Source organism: Deltaproteobacteria bacterium HGW-Deltaproteobacteria-18 (assembly GCA_002841885.1).
Taxonomy (GTDB): domain Bacteria; phylum Desulfobacterota; class Desulfovibrionia; order Desulfovibrionales; family Desulfomicrobiaceae; genus Desulfomicrobium.
On record PHBE01000005.1, the window covers coordinates 146,994 to 166,511 of the forward strand.

16 protein-coding genes and 1 pseudogene are annotated in these 19,518 nt (G+C 58.3%); 9 read left to right on the forward strand and 8 right to left on the reverse strand.

Going from position 1 to position 19,518, the window contains the following annotated elements; translation table 11 throughout:
• Window positions 1-154 precede the first annotated feature (154 nt).
• Complete coding sequence (gene recA, locus CVU60_06180) at window positions 155-1,216, reverse strand: recombinase RecA (GenBank protein PKN42573.1); 1,062 nt, start codon at window positions 1,214-1,216, stop codon at window positions 155-157.
• Window positions 1,217-1,406: 190 nt separating this feature from the next.
• Between recA and CVU60_06185 the strand changes: the two genes are divergently transcribed.
• The gene (locus CVU60_06185) at window positions 1,407-2,480 is read left to right on the forward strand and encodes a tRNA(5-methylaminomethyl-2-thiouridylate) methyltransferase (protein PKN42593.1); all 1,074 of its coding nucleotides are present in this window, start codon (window positions 1,407-1,409) and stop codon (window positions 2,478-2,480) included.
• A 238-nt stretch (window positions 2,481-2,718) separates the two neighbouring features.
• Window positions 2,719-3,330, forward strand: coding sequence for an NAD(P)H:quinone oxidoreductase (locus CVU60_06190; GenBank protein ID PKN42574.1), 612 nt, complete (start codon window positions 2,719-2,721; stop codon window positions 3,328-3,330).
• 145 nt (window positions 3,331-3,475) lie between these two features.
• Here CVU60_06190 and CVU60_06195 read toward each other — a convergent pair whose 3' ends face one another.
• The 4 genes from CVU60_06195 to CVU60_06210 all read right to left on the reverse strand — a co-directional run bounded on the left by CVU60_06195 (window position 3,476) and on the right by CVU60_06210 (window position 6,541).
• The gene (locus tag CVU60_06195; protein PKN42575.1) at window positions 3,476-4,012 is read right to left on the reverse strand and encodes a DUF3750 domain-containing protein; all 537 of its coding nucleotides are present in this window, start codon (window positions 4,010-4,012) and stop codon (window positions 3,476-3,478) included.
• Window positions 4,009-4,782, reverse strand: coding sequence for a tRNA threonylcarbamoyladenosine dehydratase (locus CVU60_06200; GenBank protein PKN42576.1), 774 nt, complete (start codon window positions 4,780-4,782; stop codon window positions 4,009-4,011). Before CVU60_06200 ends, CVU60_06195 begins: the two co-directional genes overlap by 4 nt.
• A gap of 310 nt (window positions 4,783-5,092) precedes the next feature.
• Window positions 5,093-5,905 (reverse strand): hypothetical protein, encoded by an 813-nt coding sequence (locus CVU60_06205; GenBank protein PKN42577.1) that lies wholly within the window; start codon window positions 5,903-5,905, stop codon window positions 5,093-5,095.
• A 222-nt stretch (window positions 5,906-6,127) separates the two neighbouring features.
• Window positions 6,128-6,541, reverse strand: a complete 414-nt coding sequence (locus CVU60_06210) for a hypothetical protein (GenBank protein PKN42578.1) — start codon at window positions 6,539-6,541, stop codon at window positions 6,128-6,130.
• A gap of 45 nt (window positions 6,542-6,586) precedes the next feature.
• Between CVU60_06210 and CVU60_06215 the strand changes: the two genes are divergently transcribed.
• Window positions 6,587-7,072, forward strand: coding sequence for an L-2-amino-thiazoline-4-carboxylic acid hydrolase (locus CVU60_06215; GenBank protein ID PKN42579.1), 486 nt, complete (start codon window positions 6,587-6,589; stop codon window positions 7,070-7,072).
• A gap of 561 nt (window positions 7,073-7,633) precedes the next feature.
• Here the strand turns inward: CVU60_06215 and CVU60_06220 are convergent.
• Together CVU60_06220 and CVU60_06225 are read right to left on the reverse strand one after the other, a co-directional pair.
• On the reverse strand, window positions 7,634-9,988 hold the full coding sequence (locus tag CVU60_06220) for a hypothetical protein (GenBank protein ID PKN42580.1): 2,355 nt from the start codon (window positions 9,986-9,988) through the stop codon (window positions 7,634-7,636).
• Window positions 9,989-10,051: 63 nt separating this feature from the next.
• A complete protein-coding gene (locus CVU60_06225) occupies window positions 10,052-11,389 on the reverse strand; it encodes a peptidase M48 Ste24p (protein PKN42581.1) in 1,338 nt (445 codons plus the stop codon).
• Between the two features lie 230 nt (window positions 11,390-11,619).
• On the opposite strand from CVU60_06225, the gene CVU60_06230 reads away from it, so the two are divergent.
• The 4 genes from CVU60_06230 to CVU60_06245 are packed head-to-tail and all read left to right on the forward strand — an operon-like array spanning window position 11,620 to window position 15,803.
• Window positions 11,620-12,795: a DUF1611 domain-containing protein gene (locus CVU60_06230; protein ID PKN42582.1), complete on the forward strand. Its 1,176-nt coding sequence runs from the start codon at window positions 11,620-11,622 to the stop codon at window positions 12,793-12,795.
• A 5-nt stretch (window positions 12,796-12,800) separates the two neighbouring features.
• Window positions 12,801-14,513 (forward strand): ABC transporter ATP-binding protein, encoded by a 1,713-nt coding sequence (locus CVU60_06235; protein PKN42583.1) that lies wholly within the window; start codon window positions 12,801-12,803, stop codon window positions 14,511-14,513.
• Window positions 14,514-14,531: 18 nt separating this feature from the next.
• Window positions 14,532-15,338: a hypothetical protein gene (locus CVU60_06240; GenBank protein PKN42584.1), complete on the forward strand. Its 807-nt coding sequence runs from the start codon at window positions 14,532-14,534 to the stop codon at window positions 15,336-15,338.
• Between the two features lie 33 nt (window positions 15,339-15,371).
• Complete coding sequence (locus CVU60_06245; protein ID PKN42585.1) at window positions 15,372-15,803, forward strand: hypothetical protein; 432 nt, start codon at window positions 15,372-15,374, stop codon at window positions 15,801-15,803.
• Window positions 15,804-15,830: 27 nt separating this feature from the next.
• Here the strand turns inward: CVU60_06245 and CVU60_06250 are convergent.
• Window positions 15,831-16,721: pseudogene (locus tag CVU60_06250) on the reverse strand (magnesium chelatase).
• Window positions 16,722-16,750: 29 nt separating this feature from the next.
• On the opposite strand from CVU60_06250, the gene CVU60_06255 reads away from it, so the two are divergent.
• Entirely contained in the window at window positions 16,751-18,685 is a 1,935-nt protein-coding gene (locus CVU60_06255; GenBank protein PKN42586.1) for a site-specific recombinase, read from the forward strand.
• A gap of 272 nt (window positions 18,686-18,957) precedes the next feature.
• Entirely contained in the window at window positions 18,958-19,383 is a 426-nt protein-coding gene (locus CVU60_06260; protein PKN42587.1) for a hypothetical protein, read from the forward strand.
• Window positions 19,384-19,518 lie beyond the last annotated feature (135 nt).

A 19,518-nucleotide genomic window follows, 5' to 3' on the forward strand; every position in this document is an offset into this window, starting at 1 on the left:
TTTATGCGATGGGCCTGTATAGTATGAAAAAGGCATGGATTCTCGTCTTCCCGGGAATGACATCAGTCTCGTGCGACAGAGCTTTCGTCATTCCCGCGAAGGCGGGCGCGTGCCCGGCAGGGTAAATCCATGCCTTTGATGTTTCAAAAAAAAACTACTCGTCAGATTCCATTGCGGCCACGGCAGGCACATCATCCGGTACCGGCATGCCCAAGTGCTCAAGCAGGGCCCGTTCGATCTGCATGCGCAAATCGTCGTTGTCCTGCAAAAAGGCGCGCACATTCTCCTTGCCCTGGCCCAGACGCTCCGAACCAAAGGCGTACCAGGCACCGCTCTTGTCCACGATGCCCTGCTCAACGCCAAGGTCGAGCAATTCTCCGACACGCGAGATGCCGGTGCCGAACAGCACGTCGTACTCGGCCTCACGGAACGGTGGAGCCATCTTGTTCTTGACGACCTTGACCCTCACCCGATTGCCGTAGGACTCTTCCTTGTCTTTGAGGGTCTGGATGCGACGCAGATCCAGACGCACGGAAGCGTAGAACTTCAGCGCGTTGCCGCCGGTGGTGGTTTCGGGGCTACCGTAACCGGTCATGCCGATCTTCATGCGCAGCTGGTTGATGAAGATGATGGACGTGCGCGACTTGTGGATCGTGCCGGTCAGCTTGCGCATGGCATGAGACATGAGCCGGGCCTGCCCGCCGACCTGGGTCTCGCCCATGCTTCCTTCCAGTTCGGCCTGGGGGATGAGGGCGGCCACGGAGTCGACCACGACCACGTCCACTGCGCTGGAGCGGACCAGCATGTCCGCGATCTCCAGAGCCTGTTCGCCGTAATCGGGCTGCGAAATGAGCAGATCCTCGGTCTTGACCCCGAGCCTGCGGGCATAGTTGATATCAAGGGCATGCTCGGCGTCAATGAAGGCCGCCACACCACCGCGCTTCTGGGCCTCGGCGATGATATGCAGGGCCTGTGTGGTTTTACCGGATGATTCCGGCCCGAAAATTTCGGTGACCCTGCCGCGCGGAATGCCGCCCACGCCAAGAGCCAGATCAAGACCGATGGAGCCCGTGGGAATGACCGGGACCACCTGATGGGATGTATCGGAAAGACGCATGACCGAGCCCAGGCCGTAACGGCGCTCGATTGTTGCGAGCGCGGTTTCCAGCGCTTCGCGGCGGGCATCTTCGGGAGAAACGTTTTTTGGTCGGGCCATGAGCAGCTCCATGAAAGTTGGGGTTTCCGAAAAACGGACAAGCAGTGATTCGTAGCAAATATGGTTTTGGAAGACAATTCTTCAGGCGGCCGGGAAATTCGTACAATTCCCGCGCTGTGCGTGAAAATGGGGGGCTCACATGTATTTTTCATCCTTGCGCCGCTCCGAGGCTTTGGCTAGCAGCACGAGCATGAACACCTTTGACGCTCTCTCACTTTTCTCCGGCGGCCTGGACAGCATCCTGGCCAGCAAGCTGATGCAAAGCCTAGGACACAGGGTTCTGGGGCTGCACTTCGTCAGTCCTTTTTTCGGCAAGCCCGAGCAGATTTCCGCATGGGAACGTGAATACGGCATCCCCATTACAGCCATTGACGTGGGACAGGAGTTCGTGGACCTCATGACCGCGTTTCCCCCCCATGGCTTCGGCAAGGTCCTGAACCCCTGTGTCGACTGCAAGATCCTCATGCTGCGCCGGGCCAAGGAACTGCTGCCGGTCCATGGCGCATCGTACATAATCTCCGGCGAGGTTCTCGGGCAGCGGCCCATGTCGCAACGCGCCGACACCCTGAACATCATCCGCAACGAAGCCGATGTGCGCGAGGTGCTGCTGAGGCCCTTGAGCGCCGGAGTGCTCCCCGTGACCCCCATGGAAGAATCCGGGCTGGTGGACCGCTCCCGCTTGCCCTCCCTGGTCGGACGGGGACGCAAGGGCCAATACGCCCTGGCCAAGGAACTGGGCGTGACCAAGATCCCGACCCAGGCTGGCGGATGTCGTCTGGGAGAACGGGAATCCGCCCGGCGCTACTGGCCAATCATGCGCACCTTCCCCAAACCCCTTGCCTCATATTTCGATCTGGCCAATGTCGGTCGCCAGCTTTGGCGCAAGGAAGCGGACACGGCCACCGGTCACTGGATGGTCATGGGGCGGGATCACAAGGATAACCAGAAGCTCCTGAAGCTGGTCAGCCCCGACCTGTACGTCTTCGAACTCAAAAGCTTCCCCGGCCCCAGCGCCGTTGGCGTCCCGATTCCCGGACTTAACTGGACGGAGGAGATCCTGGCCGAGGCGGCGGCCTGCCTGGCATCCTTCTCCCCCAAGGCCAGAAAGCACGACGATGTCGTGGAGGTTTCCATCGAACGGCACGGCGAGGAACGCACCATTTCAGTCCGCCCCGACAGGCCCCACGGCTTCGAGGACAATCTGACCTGGCCCCAGACCAGGGCGCAGCAGAAGGTTTGGGAGCGAACACTGGCCGAAATCTGAAAATTTCCGAGTTATCCGGGTCAGACTGCCCACTTTACGCGGCGAATCCTCATTTTCTGTATCCTGCCGTCTCAAAATCATATACGTGGGCCTGTAAGTGCATGGCTTTTCAAACTAGGGCCCTTCGAATCGTTTCGCCCATCGGCCTTGACTCATGTCGTCACGATTACCAATAGTAATGCCTACCAAGATCATCAACTTTTAGCACGATCTTGGTCACAACACATGGAGAGTACTCATGAAAATGCTGATAATTTATTATTCGACCTACGGACATATCCGTACCATGGCAGAGGCAGCTGCGGCTGCGGCCCTTGAAATTCCCGGAGTTGAGGTTGCCCTGCGCCGCGTGAGCGAGACGTTGAGCGACGACATCCTGGGCAAGATGGGAGCGCTGGAAGCGAGCAAGGCCCAGGCCGATGTACCGGTGGTCACGGCCGAGGAATTGGCCGAAGCCGATGCCGTGCTGTTCGGAACCCCGACCCGCTTTGGCAACATGACCGCCCAGATGAGGCAATTTCTGGATTCGACCGGCGGGCTGTGGATGAAGGGAGCCCTGGTCGGAAAACCCGGCGGCGTGTTCGTGTCCACCGCGACTCAGCACGGCGGCCAGGAATCGACGATCCTGTCCTTCCACACCTACCTTCTGCACCAAGGCATGGTGGTGGTCGGTCTGCCCTATGCCTTCCAGGGCCAGATGCGCATCGATGAGATCACCGGCGGTTCGCCCTACGGGGCAAGCACCATCGCCGGCGGCGACGGCTCCCGCCAGCCTTCGGAAAATGATCTTGAAGGCGTTCGCTTCCAGGCCAGGCATTTGGCCAAAATCGGATTGAAGCTCAAAGCCTGAAACATTCCGCCAGCATTAACCGACCCCGCGCGTCTCTGGATCGCGGGGTCTTTTTTTACTGTCAGCCTGACGTATTGACGAAATTTCCACACAAAGATGAATATTTGAAGAACGATCTTTGGCAGCACCAGGCGCCAGCCATTGCTCATCTTGAACCCGCGTATCCGCTGCCGATGGCCGAGAAGGGCAGGTCCAGGCCCAGCTGGGGCACCTGCCGGCCGATCCAGGCCACAAAGGTGTTGCTGTTGGGACCCGGGAATGCCTTGTATTCCTTTGGCCACGGGTAATTTCTGGCGGCGCGGTCCACGGCGTCGATCATCTCGTCCACGCCCGGCCCACGGTGCTCCTTGATCAGGCGCGGTTTCGCCCCATACCAGTGCCGATCCGGAGCATCCTTGACGATGCGCACGACCGGGTTGCCTCTGTAAGCCCGCCAGCCGACCACGTCGTATACCGTATAGAAATCCTCCCCGGTGCGCTTGGCCGCGACCCAGGTATGGATGGCGAACCAGCCTCTCCAACCCCAGGCGTCGGCCCCGTATACAAGCAGCACGGCCTCGGGGGTTTGGGCCGGATCGGGTGCGATCCCTGCAGGTTCGCGGCTGGCCGTGCGCCAATCCTGGTTGGAGGAGCAGGAGACCAGCAGCATCGCAATGCACAGCAAGACCAGACGAGTTCTCATTCTTCCCCCTTCGCGCCTTCGACAGCGTTGACGGGCTCCAGCCCGCCAAGCAGGACGCGCACAACTTCACTGGCCACGTAGAGCCCGAAGATCCCCGTCAGGTACGAAATGGAGCCGATAGGTGCGCGCGGACGGCCGCTGACGCCCTGTTCAAGGCCCTCGTCGATGACGGGAGCGTTCTTGTTCTGCGCCGCCTCGGTAGAGAAAACGCAGCGCACCCCAGTGGTCACACCCCGTCGGCGCAGGCGCTTGCGGATGATCTGGGCCAGGGGGCACATGAACGACTTTGAAATATCAGCAGCCAGGATCTTCGAGGGGTCCAGCTTGGCCGCCGCGCCCATGCTTGCCACCACGGGCAGGCCGGCCTCGCGTGCCGCCACGATGAGATTGACCTTGGAGTTGACCCCGTCGATGGCGTCCACGACCACGTCGAAGCGCGGCTCCATGAGCCCGGCCACGTTGTCGCCATCCACGAACTGGATGCGCTCCTCCACGCGGCAAGCGGGATTTATGTCCAGCACCCGCTCCCGCGCCACATCCGCCTTGTACCTGCCAACGGTCGAGTGCAGGGCAAAGAGTTGCCGGTTGATATTGGACAGGCCCACGGTGTCGTGATCGAAAAGCACAAGATTCCCCACCCCTGCCCGGGCCAGGGCCTCGACCACGTAAGACCCCACGGCCCCCAGACCGAACACGGCCACTGTCCCCCCCTGCAGCCGGGCCAGACCGTCCTCGCCGATGAGCTGCATGGTCCGGGCGAATTGCATCATTGTTCATCCTCCATAACGGATTGTATTCCTGTTCTTCACCCTCAGGATCGAAACGAAGATGGATCGCCACGCTGCGCTCGCGATGACGGATTGGTAATGCACTCCAAGGCCTGCCGTTCGGGTTCGGCCGCGGCGGATCGACTGTCTGACTGAGCCAGGCATCGTTTGACGGATCATCGCCCCCCGCCCGAAGTGCAGAATTCTGTTCGAAGCAGCGATGATCCGTCTCTACGAGGCCCGCGAAGGAGTTTCGAGCCGACGCGGCCGAACCCGACCGGCAGGCCGACGCGCTGCCACGAACCCCTCTTTCTCATTTATTCCCGCAACACCGAAAGAATTTCCTCGCATTGGCCGCCGTCCGCGCCGCAACCTCCTCCGGCCTCTCCCCGCGCAATTCCGCCAGCGCCTCCACCACCATGGGCAAATACGCCGGTTCATTGCGTTCGAAGTCCACCCCGACCGGAGCGATGGCCGGGCTGTCGGACTCGACCAGCAGTCTTTCGGGAGAGACCCTCACGCAGGCCGTGCGCGCCTTGCGGTTGGCGGTCCTGGTGATGGATGCGCAGATGGAGATATGGAACCCCAGCTTCTCGAACACCGGGACCATCTCATGGGATCCGGCATAGGCGTGCAGCATCATGAAAGGTGGGCGCTCTTTCATGGCTCCGACCAAATCCGCCAGCCGCCCGAAGGCCTTGCGGCAATGCACCGTCACAGGCCGCTCATAACGTACGGCCAGTTCCATCTGGGCCAGAAAAACCTCTTCCTGTTCATCGTCGTTGCGCCTCTCCAGGGCATTGTCCAGCCCTATCTCGCCGATGCCGACGGGCTCGCCCGCCACCAGCTCCTCAAGGCGCGCCAGCCAGGCCGACCCGCGCTCGCTCACATACCAAGGGTGCAGCCCAAGCGAAACGCAGATATCCGCATGGCTGCGGCCAAGACCCAGCACGTAATCCCAATCCCCCTCATGGGTGCCGTTGCAGCACATCATGCGGATCCCGGCGGCGCGGGCCCGTATCAGGGCCGGTTCCAGAGCGTGACGCAAAAAACCGTCCTGCAGGTGGCAGTGCGCGTCGACCAGTCCGGACGAATCCGAAACATGAAATGGATTTGCCATGCTCATGCCGTGATTTTAATCACACGAGTTGACGCCAACCTCTGGCGTGCGCATGAAGTGAGTTCGGAGCGCAATCTCAAGGAGGATGATATGGAAAGTATTTTGTATCTGCTGCTTCTGGTCGGCATATGGGTGGTTTTGATCAAGGTCGTGTTCCCCAAAATCGGCATTCACGGCTGAGGACCGGCATCGAAGAGCTGCAGTTGGCAGCCCAAGGACAAAGACAAGTCATGAACCGGACTCGCGCAGTTCGGCCATGATCAGGCCCGCAAACCCGTCCCCCGCACCGAGATATTCCCAGCCGAGATGGACGGCGCACCGGCGGCACATGGCAAAGCGCCATGCATAACCCGCAAACCAGCTGAAATCATGCGTGAATGAACCTTCGAATCGGCATCCAGGCGCAGTGGCGAAGCAGCCAACTTCAAAGAGGATGCCCGAAGGGTTGAACAGGGCGTGAACATGCTTGCCTCCCACTGCAATCCGGTCCCGAACGCGGGTTACAGGCTGGCCGCAGGTCCGGCAGAGCAGGGCCCTGCGGCCGGACTCGTCCAGCTCGGGGTCGTCAAGATCCCCCAACACCGGGACCTGGACGGGGAAATCGCGCTCCCGAAAACACGTGGGAATATCCATTGCGAACATGCCCCGCCCAGTACCTTAAGAGTCCACTGAAAGCAAAGAGGCCCCATGAGCATGATCTCCGCCCGCACGGCCCAGGCCGGGCTTGCCGCCCGAATATTCAATTCCCTGAAAGAAAATGTCGACTCCGCGCTGGCCGGAAAAGTTCTGACCGAAGCCATCCAGGCCGACGCCATGGCCGCCGGGCAGGCATTTGCCCGCAAGGCTCCCGGCGGTCCGAATCTGAAACATTTTGCCACGGTTCTTGAGCGGTGGCAGGAGGACAACGCTCTTGTCATCGAAGATGTAAAATTGAGCGGCGACACTCTGGACTTTGTCGTCAAAGGCTGCGCCTACGCCCGCGTCTATGCGGAAATGAACCTTGAGCCGAAGCTGGGATTCCTGCTGTCCTGCGCCCGGGACGAGCCCTTTGCGAAGGGTTACAGCCCCTGCCTGCACATGCATCGCTCCCAAACCATAATGCAAGGAAACTCCTGCTGCCGCTTCACTTTCACGTGGCGAAATGACGAGACTGTTCATAAAATAGCCACATAATTTCTTACAGTTATCGCCAATAAGAACAAATCTACACACCCTTTCACCCAGACCACCCCACAAGCATCTCTGTCGAACCCCACGCCCCGCCATCTCGGGGATGTCCACAACTACTTCTTTTATTTCAAGCAATTGCTCTACTTGCGAACAGCGTGCACAATGAGAATCTCTCCTGGCGACTCATTGTGCTCCACGCTGTTCCCTTGATGTTCATAACTTCCAAATCAGCTTGGAACGACACTCGCGGAAATATTTTTGAACATTCATGCAGCGCACGTAGATTACAAAAAAAAATATATTCTTAAATTAATGTTATAATTAATCATGTTATCTTAATTATAAACAAACCTACACCCTCTTCGTACCAAGAATTGTTCTGTCACTAAATTTGTTCGTATCCTGTTCAAAGGCTGTCTATCATTGGCCGCTTTGTTCTAAAAATGCTCTTTTACGATCAGACGCTTTTATGAACAGAAATCGCCAGTCGCTGAAAAGCGGACAAAACAAAGGGCCGCTCTTCGGGAGGAAGAACGGCCCTTTGTTTTGGTTGTCAGGGGCGGGTCATGCCTTGGATTTGACCTCGATGGTCCCGTCACCGGGACGCATATGCACGTCCATCTGCGGGAAGGGAATCTCCACGCCGTGTTCACGAAACTTGATATCGATGGCCTCGCGAATCTCCGAACTTGAGGAGAGCGCAAAGTCAACGTGCCGCACCCAGAAGCGCAGAATGAAGTCCAGGGAACTGGCTCCGAAGTCGTTAAAGATGACCCACGGCTCGGGACTTGTCAGAATTGCAGGATTCTCATCGGCAGCCTCCAGCAGGAGCTTTTTGACCAGCTGCACATCAGACCCGTAGGCCACACCCACAAGCACATCCCGACGGATGCGCACATCGTTGCGATGCGTCCAGTTGGTGACCTGGTTGGCGATGAGGCTCGAATTGGGCAGGAAGATCTTGGCATTGTCGAAGGTCTGGACCTCGGTGTTGCGGATGTTGACGCTCATGACCCTGGCCCAGATCCCGTTCACCTCGATGATGTCGCCGGGCTGGATGGCGCGGTCAAAGAGAAGAATAAGGCCGCTTATGAAGTTGCTGATGATAGTCTGCATGCCGAAACCGATGCCCACCGAAAGACCACCGGCGATGACCGCGAAGTTGGTCAGGCTGATGCCGAGCAGGTTCACGCTGAACAGGCCAAAGAGCAACCACAGGCAATAGATGCCGATGCGCTGGAGCGACGCCGCCGCACCGTGATCGATATTTTTCCAGCGCAGATTTTCGCTGTCCAGGACCGTTTTCCAGGCCAGGGCCAGGGAGCGGACGACCTGAAACAGCAGGAGGACAACACCAAGACGCAGGAAGTTGAAGGAGAAATCACCCCAGTTCAATTCCAGTGTCGACAGCTTTTCATAAACCACGTTGGTGCCGAGGTTGATCGAGACCCAGGTCAGGATCCCGAGCACCACGACCAGCCAGACCAGAAGCGTCAGGAAGGTCACGGCCAAATCCGCCACGAGAGCCCTGAAACCGCTCTTGTCGAGTTTTTCGAACACCACCCGCACCACGCTCGACGCTCCGATCCCCAATTGTAAGGCCAAGGCCAGAACGCCCCACAATGAGCTGGCCAGCACGGCCAGATTCCCCCAACCGAGCACGGCCGCGGCCACCAGGAGGGCCATCGCAAAGGGATGCAGCCTGCGGATGAGACGCTCGTAACGCAGAGCGGGCTGGATCATGCCAAAGAAAAGACTGCTCAGAACCACAAGTCCCACCCAGGCGAGGTGTTCCATCCATTGCGGCAGGCGTAACAGATCCAGGACCGCCACACTGATGGACAAAAAGACCAGCGGCAGCAACGGCTGCAAACTCTTATGTTCCAACCTTCCGCGCACGTTGCGGAAAACCCAGGCCAAGGCCTGCACGCCCATCAGCATGAGCACGTGCGTGGCGGCCAGAAGCAGGGATGTCTGCTTGACCTGACCGGACAGGAACGCAGCGAGCAGCGACAGCGCAAGAGACAGGCAGAGGATACCGAAAGCCGAAGTCAAGCGTCCGCCGGCGTACGCATTCTGAAATACGCGCTCCAAAAATCTGTAGGCGGCAAAACCGATGAAAATGAAGGGCAACCAGAACAGCACAAGCATCCCGATCCAGTCTCCGCGCTCCTGGGCCACGTTGGAATACTGGCTGACGAACAAAATTTTCAAGTTTGAAAACCAGTCCCCGAGATCCTTGCGGACGTCCATCCCTGTTGCAGGCAACAAACGAAATTCCTTGGCGTCCAGAAATTCCGCTTTCCAAATAAGTGGAAGCTGCGTCTGAAAATTGCTAACCCACTCGCCAGCGCGGGCCTGGATTTCAACCATCTGGGTCTGCAGCTTCTCCGCACGGTCCTGTACATCCGTCACTTTTCGGCCCACGGCAGTGACATTCTTGCGCATGGCCTGCACATCATCCCGCACGACCTTGTCAAGACCGGTCGCCCATTTACGATCCAGATCCTCCTGCAGGGTCGCGACCGTGACCGCTTTTGCCCGCACCTCTTTGACCAGCGCCTCCAAGGGCTGCGACTCCTTGGCCAGGGTCAATTGCAGATATGTGGCCTCGGCCAGGGCCACGCGCATGTCGTAAGGGTTCGTCTTGACCATGCGCGCCATGACCTCAATGGTCTGCAAGCGCGTTTGAGCGGTTTCGATGGCGGCCTTGAATCCCGCCTCCTGCCTGTCCAGTTCCGCCTGCAGCAGATCCACGTCCCGTTGCAGACTGTCAATTTCCTTGGCCTTGGTTTGAAAAAAAGAGGAGAGCACCGTCACGCTCTCGGAAACAGGCTGCGCCTCCTCGGCTCTGCCCGGATTTCCCGTACAGAAAAGGCTCGCAAACAGAACCGCCAAAACCAATATCTTCATTTTCATAAATTCCTCGAACAAAGAGGCCACCCGTTCCCGAATGGCCTCTTTCGCAGTGTGCCGTCAGATTTACAGGTATCCCCAGGTCTTGAGCCTGGAATAGGCGTGCTGGGCCATTTCGCCCTGGGTCACTACCTTCAGGTAGCGATGGTATTCCTGGGCGGCACTTTGTTTGTTCTTCATGCCCTCGTAAGAAAATCCCTTCATGAAAACCGTCGTCGGATTGCCGGGCAGGAGCCGCTCATAGGATGAAAAATCCGCCAGGGCGCTTGCGTAATCCTTGTCCAAGATTGAGGCCACACCATGCAGGTGCTGGGCTTGAGCCTCGGTGGGATAGACCCGTCTCGCCCTGTCCGCATAATCCGCCGCGGCTTTTCCCTTTTTTTGGGCAATCAGGCACTTGGACATCATGACAAGGCCCGCGTAGTCATTTGGAGAAAGCTTGAGCCCGTCGCTGTACAACCCTTGTGCGACGGCATATTCCCTGGCGCCCATGGCCTTGTCGCCTTCCTGAAAGCGCTTGAACATGGGGGCGAGCTTGCGCAGCCGGGCCGTGGAATCCATGTAACGCTCCCTGTAGACCGGAAGATTCTGGCTCCCCCCGAAACGGGTGCGCGCGCGGGCCACGGCGGTGTCGTAGCGCTCGGTGCTCATGGGGTGCGACGAGAACATGGCTTCTATGGCGCTGGGCTGGCTCCTGCCCATGGAGCGCAGCACGTCCATGAGCCCGACCATGCCCTGGGGAGAATACCCGGCCCCGACCATGTATTCCATGCCCAGATCGTCGGCCTGCCGCTCATCCTCGCGGCTGTACTTGGCCAGAAAAAGACTTGCGCCGAGGCCGCCCACGGTCCCGGCCAGATTGCCAAGACTCTGGCTGGCCGACCCCGCGATGAGCGAAGCGCCACCGACCAACGCGCCGAGAATCTTGCTCTTGGACATGCGTGCCGCCGTATGCCTTGCGTTGACGTGCCCGAGTTCATGGCCGATCAGACCGGCCAGCTCGGCTTCGTTGTCCAGTTCGGCCAGGATGCCACGCGTAATGGCGATGCTTCCTCCGGGAAAGGCATAGGCGTTGACGTAGGTCGCGTTCACCACGTTGAACCTGTAGGGCATGTGCGAGCGATGCGTGACCCGAGCCAGACGGGCCCCCACGCCGCCGACATAACCGTTCAGGGCTGCATCCTGACTCACGCCGTAGTCGGCTGAAAACTGGTGAGGCGCGTTGACCTTGTCGATCTGGATTTCCTCGCCCTCTCCCATGAGCATGAGCTGGCTTTGCCCGGTCACGGGGTTTGCCGCGCAGCCCGCCACGGCCGTGGACACGGTGGCCAGGGCGGCAAGCTTGATGAAATCCCTGCGGTTCAGGGTGCCGCGATAGGCTCGATCGTCAAAAATTGAAGTCATGGTTAGCTCCTGCTGAAGTTCCCTGTAAGCCTACAACGTCCTCCTACGTAGTGACAACCCGGAAGAACGCCATTTTCTGAAACGGGAAGCGTGCGCCTGAATCAATCTGACTGTCAAAAAAGCCAATGCGCTTTTTTCTGGCTTTAGATAATCTCAAGGGTTATATAATTATCGGACCGCCAGCTAAACGCAACCATTGCCGCAGAAGTCCCGATCTGTTGCCTAAGAATATGGGCTTCTGCATTTCCGACAAATCGACGACAGATGAGGTGTTCATGAATTGCCAACCTCTCGAAGACGCTCGCAAAAAGCGTATCAAGTGGGCGTATACGACCCGAAACGTCGAATCAGCCATAGTGCAGACCCTGGTTTCGGGAATCGTCCAGCCAACGGCTGGTGACCTCCTGCTGGCACAAGTCGAGAGAATCGGACAGCATCCACGACTTGAACTCACGACAAGCCGAAGGGCCGAAATGTTTGAGGGCGACGAGATCGCGGTGGTTTTCGGCAACCGCTATGCTCCCGATCAATTCGAAGCCATGGTTCCCGACAAGCTCTCCACCTGCCATCTGGTGGCCGCAGGAGGGGTCGCCGCAAGAATGCTCAACCAGCATACAAAAATGAAGCGGCCAACTCGGATCAAACCTCTAGGACTGTTGGCAGATGCGAATGGCAACCCGATCAACCTTTCCGGTTTCTGTCTGCCAAAACCTGCGGCAATCAGCCGGACTCCTCTGGTGGTGGTCATCGCCGGCACCTCCATGAACTCCGGCAAGACAACTGCCTGCGCCAGCCTCGTCAAGGGGTTCGCGCGGCGCGGCCTGCGCGTGGCCGCAGCCAAGATCACCGGCACAGGGGCGGGCTCGGACTATCGCGCCCTGGTGGATGCCGGGGCCGACCCGGTCTACGACTTCCTCGATGCCGGATATGTATCGACATACCGGCTTGAGCGTCATGATCTGGTCAACATCGTCATGACTATCGGAGGGCACCTGGCCGCAGCAAATCCAAAAGTCATCGTCCTGGAAGTCGCCGACGGACTCCTGCAGCGCGAAACATCGCGCCTTTTCCAGATTCCCGAATTCATGAACTGGATAGACGGAGTGATCTTCACCGCAAACGACGCTCTCGGAGCCCAAGCCGGTGTTACATGGCTGGCCGCAAGGCAGCTACCAGTTATCGCCACCACCGGCGTGCTGACGTCCTCACCGCTGGCTATCCGGGAAGCGGCCTGCGCCACGGGCCTGCCGGTCTTCAAGACCTTGAGCCTGGCCAAACCTGCCGTGGCTTCACTTATTCATGATTGCCTCCGCCACCGCCGCCGGGAGCGGCTACGCTGCTCTGAACTCCAGGCGTGCTCGGGCGCAGACCTGCTTCCATACGGATTCTTCCCGAACGGAGGCTGAACAGGATGCGAACCCTGCCCCCTATCTTCGATCGCAACGGGAGCCTGATTTTACTGCGCCTTGTCCTCAACGGCATCCTGCAAGCGGCCATGGTCATCGGCACCATGTTCCTGGTGCGTGATGCCTTCAACAACCTGCTCGCATCGGGTTCCGGCGGCTCCCTCTTCGGACTGGAGGGGACCGCGGCCATTGGACTCTTCGCCGCCGGCCTTTTGTTCTGCACCGTCCTCGGAGCGCTTCTGCGTATGGTCGAACTCATCGACGCCGAACGTCTGGGTCAGCACTATATTCACCGGGTTCGCATGACGCTCTTCAACCAAATGAGCAAATTCCCCCCCCGCACCGTGAGCAAACGCAGCTCCGGGGGCATTCTGCTACGCTTTGTCGGAGACCTGTCGGCCCTGCGGATCTGGGTCAGCCGAGGCCTTGCCCGTATCGCGGTCGCATCCATCGTCGTGGCACTTGCTACCGGCGTTCTCGCCTATATCGACGTATCCCTGGCCGTCGCGTCCCTGTCCATCCTGCTGCTCGGCCTGGGGGGCAACCTCCTGCTCGGGCCCCGTATGCAGCGCGCCATCAACGCGTCCCGTCGACAGAGGGGCTTGCTGGCCAGAAACATCAACGAAAAGATCCGAACCCTCAGCGTCATCCAGGTTTTCAATCAGACCGGCCGGGAACGAAGGAAATTCCAGCGCCACAGCGTGCTCCTCAAGAACGCGATGATCTCCCGGGCACGGATCACCAGCCTGATGCGCATCGTAACCGACGGGTCTACCGCGGTCTCCATGGGCCTTCTTCTCTCCCTGGGCGCGCTGGAAGCATCTTTGGGCATGACCACCCCCGGCAATGTCGTCGGGGCTATGGCCGTGGTTGGCATGATCTCCAATGCGTTCCGAGATTTTGGCCGTGTGCATGAGTATCTTCAAAGCGCACGTGTGTCCGAAGAAAAAATAGTGGTATTCTTGAAAACCAAAACCATGCGCGGACGCGCTTCCTCCTTGCCGGACCTGGTCGTCAAAGATGGAACGGTCGTCTTTGAAGAAGCCTCCCTGCAAGGGATTTTGGATAACATCTCGGTTACGGCCAAAGGCGGCTCACGGGTTGCGCTGATTGGTCCCAACGGGTCAGGCAAATCTACTCTGCTGCAGGCAGCCGCCCGCCTGATCGACCTCACAAAGGGAAGAATCCTGATCGACGGCCAGGATATCAGCAAATGCAACCTGACCTCGGTCCGCAATGCCGTCGGTATCGTTAGCCCCGACCTCCCATTGCTGCGCGGCTCGGTGCGCTTCAACCTGCGCTACCGCCAACCAAGGTGCGACGAGTCCGAAGTCGCCAGAGTGCGAGCCCTCTGCTGCCTCGACGAAATCCTCGACTCCCTGCCAGGCGGAGAGGCGTACCGTCTGCAAGAGGGTGGATTGAACCTGTCGCTTGGCCAGCGCCATCGGCTCGCCCTGGCCAGGGCCATCCTCGGCCATCCGCCAGTGCTGATTCTTGACGAGGCCGATGCCAACCTCGACTCACAAGCCGAAAGGATCCTCTCCAGGATCGTGGATGAGTATCCCGGGACCATCATCATGACAACGTGGTCCCCAAAGCAGATTGCGCGCGCCGATTCCTGCTGGCACCTGGAAAAAGGGCGGCTGGTCCGGACGACCGAACGCACCGAAAGGGCAGAGCTGACCGGGTCTGACGAGACTCGCAACATTGCAAACTGAATTCATCGAAGGACAGACATGCAGCAACAGATCACACCCGGCATCATCCTGAAGCGGACGATTCATGACCCTTTCCCCGCAAAGTATTTTGCGTACGTTCCCAGGCAGGGACAGCGTCACGGCCGTGTCTTTGTCACCATTCACGGCATCTCGCGCAACGCCGAACAGCATCTTGCGGGTTTCGTCGCCCAAGCTGAACAATACGGGGCGATCATGCTCGCGCCTCTGTTTTCCGAAGAGACGCAGCCGTCGTACCAGCGCCTTGGAGTTTCAGCCTCGGAGGCACGGGCCGACGAAGCCCTGGATCTCATGCTCGAAAACGCTGCGTCCTGGCTTGAAATCAACCCCATCCCTCTGCATATCTTCGGCTTCTCGGGCGGGGGACAGTTCACACACCGCTACGCCATGCTCCATCCTGAACGCGTTGCCAGGATGGTACTGGCTGCACCAGGCTGGTACACATTCCCGGACCCCGAAAAGAGATATCCCCTGGGGCTTCGCTCCAGCCCCAAATGGCGAGGGCTCACATTTTCACCCGCGAAATTCCTAAAACTCGCGACCCTCGTCCTGGTTGGTGGAGAGGACGATGTCCGTGACGATGACCTGAACAAATCGCGCCGCATCGACGCATGCCAAGGGCTCAACCGCGTAGAACGCGGCGAACGATGGGTCGGAGCAATGCGTGCGCTGGCCAGATCCTTTCACATCCCGGCGGAGTTCCACTTAGAGTCGGTGCCGAATGCCAATCACGCCTTTGAAAGCTACCTCTCTCATCCTCCGTTCGCAGAAGACGTATTTCAGTATCTGTTCGGAAAGCTTTCTTGAAATGTGCCAGAACGCTTTAACCATGGAGATCATATGAAAATCCTCAAAGCTCTCATGACTTCACTGCTTTTCGTAGCCCTGATCGGAGGATGCGCTGGCAAAGGCATGCGCGGAGAAAAAGCCGCCCATCTGCCACCAGGCACATTGAATGCGACCGATGTCACCAAACTGTTTGCGGGAAAAACCGTGGAGTCAGTGCTCGACAAGTCCGGCCGCATCAGTCTGAGCTATTACAATCCGAACGGGGAACTGCGACAGTTGCAGAACGGCGAAAAAAGAACCGGCACATGGGAAGTCCGCAATGACGGAAGGATGTGCCTCGCTTTTCCAGGCGGTAAAAGGCAGTGCCGCATTATTGTCAAGGAAGGCGAAGTTTACAGGAAATACATCGTTAAACTTAACGGCGAGCACATACCGGTCTTGACGTACAAGTCATTCCGCGAAGGCAATTTGGTCGATAAATAACAGCGGGCCGGGAAAACCCCTCGGGGCTCACTCCCGGCTCTGGCGATCAAGGCCCCGGTAATTGATGGCTTCGGCCAGATGTGCGGTCGAGAGATCCTGATCTCCGGCCAGATCGGCGATGGTGCGGGAAATGCGCAGCACCCGTACAAAGGCCCGCGCCGACATGCCAAGACGCTGCACCGCGCCTTCCAGAAAATTGTGCTCGCTCTCGGTCAAGGGACAGAAGCGCTCCAGCCATTTGCCCGTAAGCTCCGAATTCGAGGAAAAGTGCAGGCCCGCGTAACGCTCCCGCTGCACCTGGCGGGCGACGTTGATGCGCTCCTGCATGACGGCGGAGCTGATGCTGCCCTGCTCCTGCTTCAGGTCGCGATACGGCACGGCCGGAACCTCGACATGCAGGTCGATGCGGTCCAAAAGCGGACCCGACAGGCGGGAGCGGTAGCGCTGGATCTGTATGGGCGTACACGAACAGTGATGTTTCTCATCGCCCAGATAACCGCAGGGGCACGGGTTCATGGCCGCAACGAGCATGACGTCGCCGGGATATTCAAGAGATACCGCAGCGCGTGAAATGGTCACGCGGCCCTCTTCCAGGGGCTGGCGCAGGACTTCAAGGACATGCTTCTTGAATTCCGGGAGTTCGTCCAGAAAAAGCACGCCCCGATGGGCCAGGGACAGCTCTCCGGGACGCGGATATTGTCCACCGCCGATAAGGCCCGCGTCGGAAATGGTGTGATGCGGAGATCTGAAGGGACGGGTCACCACCAGCGGCTGGTCCGGGGGCAGCTTGCCGGCCACGGAATAAACCTTGGTGACTTCCAGGGCCTCGTCAAAACCGAGCGGCGGCAGGACGGTCGGGATGCGGCTTGAGAGCATGGTCTTGCCACTGCCGGGAGGGCCGATGAAAAGCATGTTGTGTCTTGAATACCCCAGCTTTTTCTGACAAGATGACAGCCTACTCACTGACTGTTTTCTTGAAGGAGAAAGACCACAAGATGATGAACCAAACCACGGGAACACCCAGGGCCAAGGCTTACAGCTACGTCCGCTTTTCAACTCCGGACCAGATGAAGGGTGACAGCTTCCGGAGACAGGCAGAGGCCAGCCGCCGATATGCTGATGAGAACGGGCTTGAACTTGATGAGTCACTTTCTTTCCATGATCTTGGAGTATCTGCCTTCCGTGGACGCAACGTAGAGGACGGAGCCTTGGGTTCATTCCTTGATGCCGTAGACCAAAACAGAGTGAAGCCGGGTTCATACCTGCTGGTTGAGAGCTTGGACCGCCTGTCCAGGCAGACCCCTTACAAGGCCTTTAAACGCTTCTCAGACATTCTTGATAGGGGTGTCAACATAATCACCCTTCACGATGGAAAAACCTATTCCGCAGGAGCTGGGGATCTTGTCTTCTCAGACCTCATGCTCTCCCTTGTATCCATGCAAAGGGCGCATGAGGAGTCCCTCACCAAGTCCAAAAGGCTGGCCGCTGCCTGGGACCAGAAGCGAAGAACGGCCACCCTGGAGGCTGAGAACACCGGAGGTAAGATCAGGCCTATTACTTCCCGGTGTCCGGAGTGGTTGACCGTGAACAAACAAGCGGGAGCCTTCGAAATCAACGAGGAACGAGCCGAGATCATCCGTAGAATATTTTCCATGACCATCGACGGCATGGGGAGGAGAGCCATAGCCAATGTCCTAAACTCCGAGGGAGTCCCTTCCTTCAGGTCTGACCGGGGTAAAGGTGTCGGGTGGCATGATTCATATGTGGCCAAGGTCCTGGACAGTGAAGCCGTGATTGGTCGGCATCAGCCCCACAAGATGGTTGAATCACCAGAGGATGGAAGGAGAAGACGACAGCCCATAGGGGAACCCCTGGACAACTACTTCCCCGCCATCGTTGACCCCGGCATCTTCGCCAAGGTTCAACACATCAGAAGGGGCCGGAAGATTCCCGCCGGGAAGGTTGCGACCAAGTATTCAAACCTGTTCAGTGGCCTTGCCCGGTGCGGCGTCTGTGGTGGCCCCATGCACTTTGAGGATAAAGGACCACGACCAAAGGGAGGAAGTTACCTCATATGCTCCCACGCCAAGAGGAGGCTGGGTTGTACCTCTCCCCGCTGGAAGTATCCGGAGGCTCAAGCACATATCCTGCTGAACCTACTGGAACTTGATTTTCGTGAGTTGTTCCCTTCCCTCTACGCCAAGGGCAAGGAGGAACTGAGCAGGCTTGAAGGCCTCCTGGCCACCAAGGAACAGGCCTTGACGGACGTAGGGGCAAAGCTCGAAAAGCTGGCTGACATCCTCCTTGAACGCCCCGACAGCGTCACCATGCTGGACCGCCTGGACACCTTGGAGCAACAGAAGGGCGAACTATCCAAGGACGTGGCGGACCTTCGGTTCAAGATCTCGGAGGAGCAGGAGAGGCTTACCGGGGCAGGGAAGGCTTACGGGGAAGCGTGGGACGCTCTCAAACAATTTATCGAGATTGAGAGGACAGCCCACGTCCTAGAGCAGGAACACCAACACAATGAAGCCATACCCAAGGAGCTACTGGCGGCCAGAGAGGAACGCCTGACGGCCCGTAGGCGGATCTTCCAGCTTCTCCAGAGGTCCGTGGAGAAGATCCTCTTCACACCAATCACGGCAGGTGAAAAGGAAGAGCATGGGGACATCAACGTCAGCTTCAATGGCCTTGAGGACACGGCCTCTTTGTCCATCATCGTCAGTGGTAAGGGGCAGAAGGACTCCCGTGGATATGTTGGACAGCCAACAGGTGAGCCAGACGTTGTATTGATCGGTGAATCCTGGCCACCTCAAGGCCGCATCCTCTCTGGTAAGGCACTGGGTCGAATGTTGTTTCACTGGAAGTCACCATCGGAATAAGGAAAAAGATGAGGAGCGTTTGCAGTCAGAGAAACCCCGAGGAAACCTAGAGCCAGCCAGGCCAAACACTGGCCAGGGGTGGAACGAACGCCGGACCTGCTGAATGGTAGACGCAGTAGTAATTTGATCCACCGGATGATCTGCCAGTATCGTGTCAGGACTTCTTGTTGACGAGATGAAGGAACATAGACATAGAGTAACCCTTTCTCTTTGTGTCTCATGTTCATCTTCATAACATCGCGCTACACGCACAACAAGGAGCCTCTAAATTCATGTACCAGATTGAAGACAAGACCATCAAAAGAACTGTCCCTGCCGCCGAAGCCATATGCCATCACCTCACAGAGTCCCTATCATCCATCTACGCAGTCACTCGCCTATCCACCATGCTGGGCCTCCCTGCTGACACTGTAGCCAAGCTCCTTGCACCTCTGGGCGTACTGAAGGGTCAAGAGATAGACCCCACCCGCCTGGACTCCCTCCTGCTTACAGCCAAGGCCCTGGAAGTTGTCGAGGAATACGCCATCACCCAAGAACCGCACTGCCTGGGCTTGCCCCTGACGGTTGAGGCTGTAGGCCCTGAAGGTCTGTCTGTCAGGGTTGAGTTACCATCCGGTTGGCTGGTTGAACTGGATCTTCCCGGCGCAGCCCTGGCCAGTGAAGAAAGGGTCAAGAGGAAGTGGACCAACGCCGCTTGAGTTGGGAGGGGACCTATGGTGGACGAGAGGTTGAGCCTGGAGTAGCCCCCAATTGGACCGGACACCCTGCCAACCTTAAGAGGTAGTGCAAGGGGTATGTCCAGACATAGTGCTAACGACTATTCAACCGTAGAA

Excerpts from the sequence above, each read along its gene's own strand:
- CVU60_06260 (PKN42587.1), top strand. The coding sequence starts at position 18,958 with ATGTACCAGATTGAAGACAAGACCATCAAAAGAACTGTCCCTGCCGCC.
- CVU60_06220 (PKN42580.1), bottom strand. The coding sequence starts at position 9,988 with ATGAAAATGAAGATATTGGTTTTGGCGGTTCTGTTTGCGAGCCTTTTC.
- CVU60_06230 (PKN42582.1), top strand. The coding sequence starts at position 11,620 with ATGGGCTTCTGCATTTCCGACAAATCGACGACAGATGAGGTGTTCATG.
- recA (PKN42573.1), bottom strand. The coding sequence starts at position 1,216 with ATGGCCCGACCAAAAAACGTTTCTCCCGAAGATGCCCGCCGCGAAGCG.
- CVU60_06195 (PKN42575.1), bottom strand. The coding sequence starts at position 4,012 with ATGAGAACTCGTCTGGTCTTGCTGTGCATTGCGATGCTGCTGGTCTCC.
- CVU60_06190 (PKN42574.1), top strand. The coding sequence starts at position 2,719 with ATGAAAATGCTGATAATTTATTATTCGACCTACGGACATATCCGTACC.
- CVU60_06205 (PKN42577.1), bottom strand. The coding sequence starts at position 5,905 with ATGAGCATGGCAAATCCATTTCATGTTTCGGATTCGTCCGGACTGGTC.
- CVU60_06245 (PKN42585.1), top strand. The coding sequence starts at position 15,372 with ATGAAAATCCTCAAAGCTCTCATGACTTCACTGCTTTTCGTAGCCCTG.
- CVU60_06185 (PKN42593.1), top strand. The coding sequence starts at position 1,407 with ATGAACACCTTTGACGCTCTCTCACTTTTCTCCGGCGGCCTGGACAGC.
- CVU60_06200 (PKN42576.1), bottom strand. The coding sequence starts at position 4,782 with ATGATGCAATTCGCCCGGACCATGCAGCTCATCGGCGAGGACGGTCTG.
- CVU60_06255 (PKN42586.1), top strand. The coding sequence starts at position 16,751 with ATGACAGCCTACTCACTGACTGTTTTCTTGAAGGAGAAAGACCACAAG.
- CVU60_06225 (PKN42581.1), bottom strand. The coding sequence starts at position 11,389 with ATGACTTCAATTTTTGACGATCGAGCCTATCGCGGCACCCTGAACCGC.
- CVU60_06215 (PKN42579.1), top strand. The coding sequence starts at position 6,587 with ATGAGCATGATCTCCGCCCGCACGGCCCAGGCCGGGCTTGCCGCCCGA.
- CVU60_06240 (PKN42584.1), top strand. The coding sequence starts at position 14,532 with ATGCAGCAACAGATCACACCCGGCATCATCCTGAAGCGGACGATTCAT.
- CVU60_06210 (PKN42578.1), bottom strand. The coding sequence starts at position 6,541 with ATGTTCGCAATGGATATTCCCACGTGTTTTCGGGAGCGCGATTTCCCC.
- CVU60_06235 (PKN42583.1), top strand. The coding sequence starts at position 12,801 with ATGCGAACCCTGCCCCCTATCTTCGATCGCAACGGGAGCCTGATTTTA.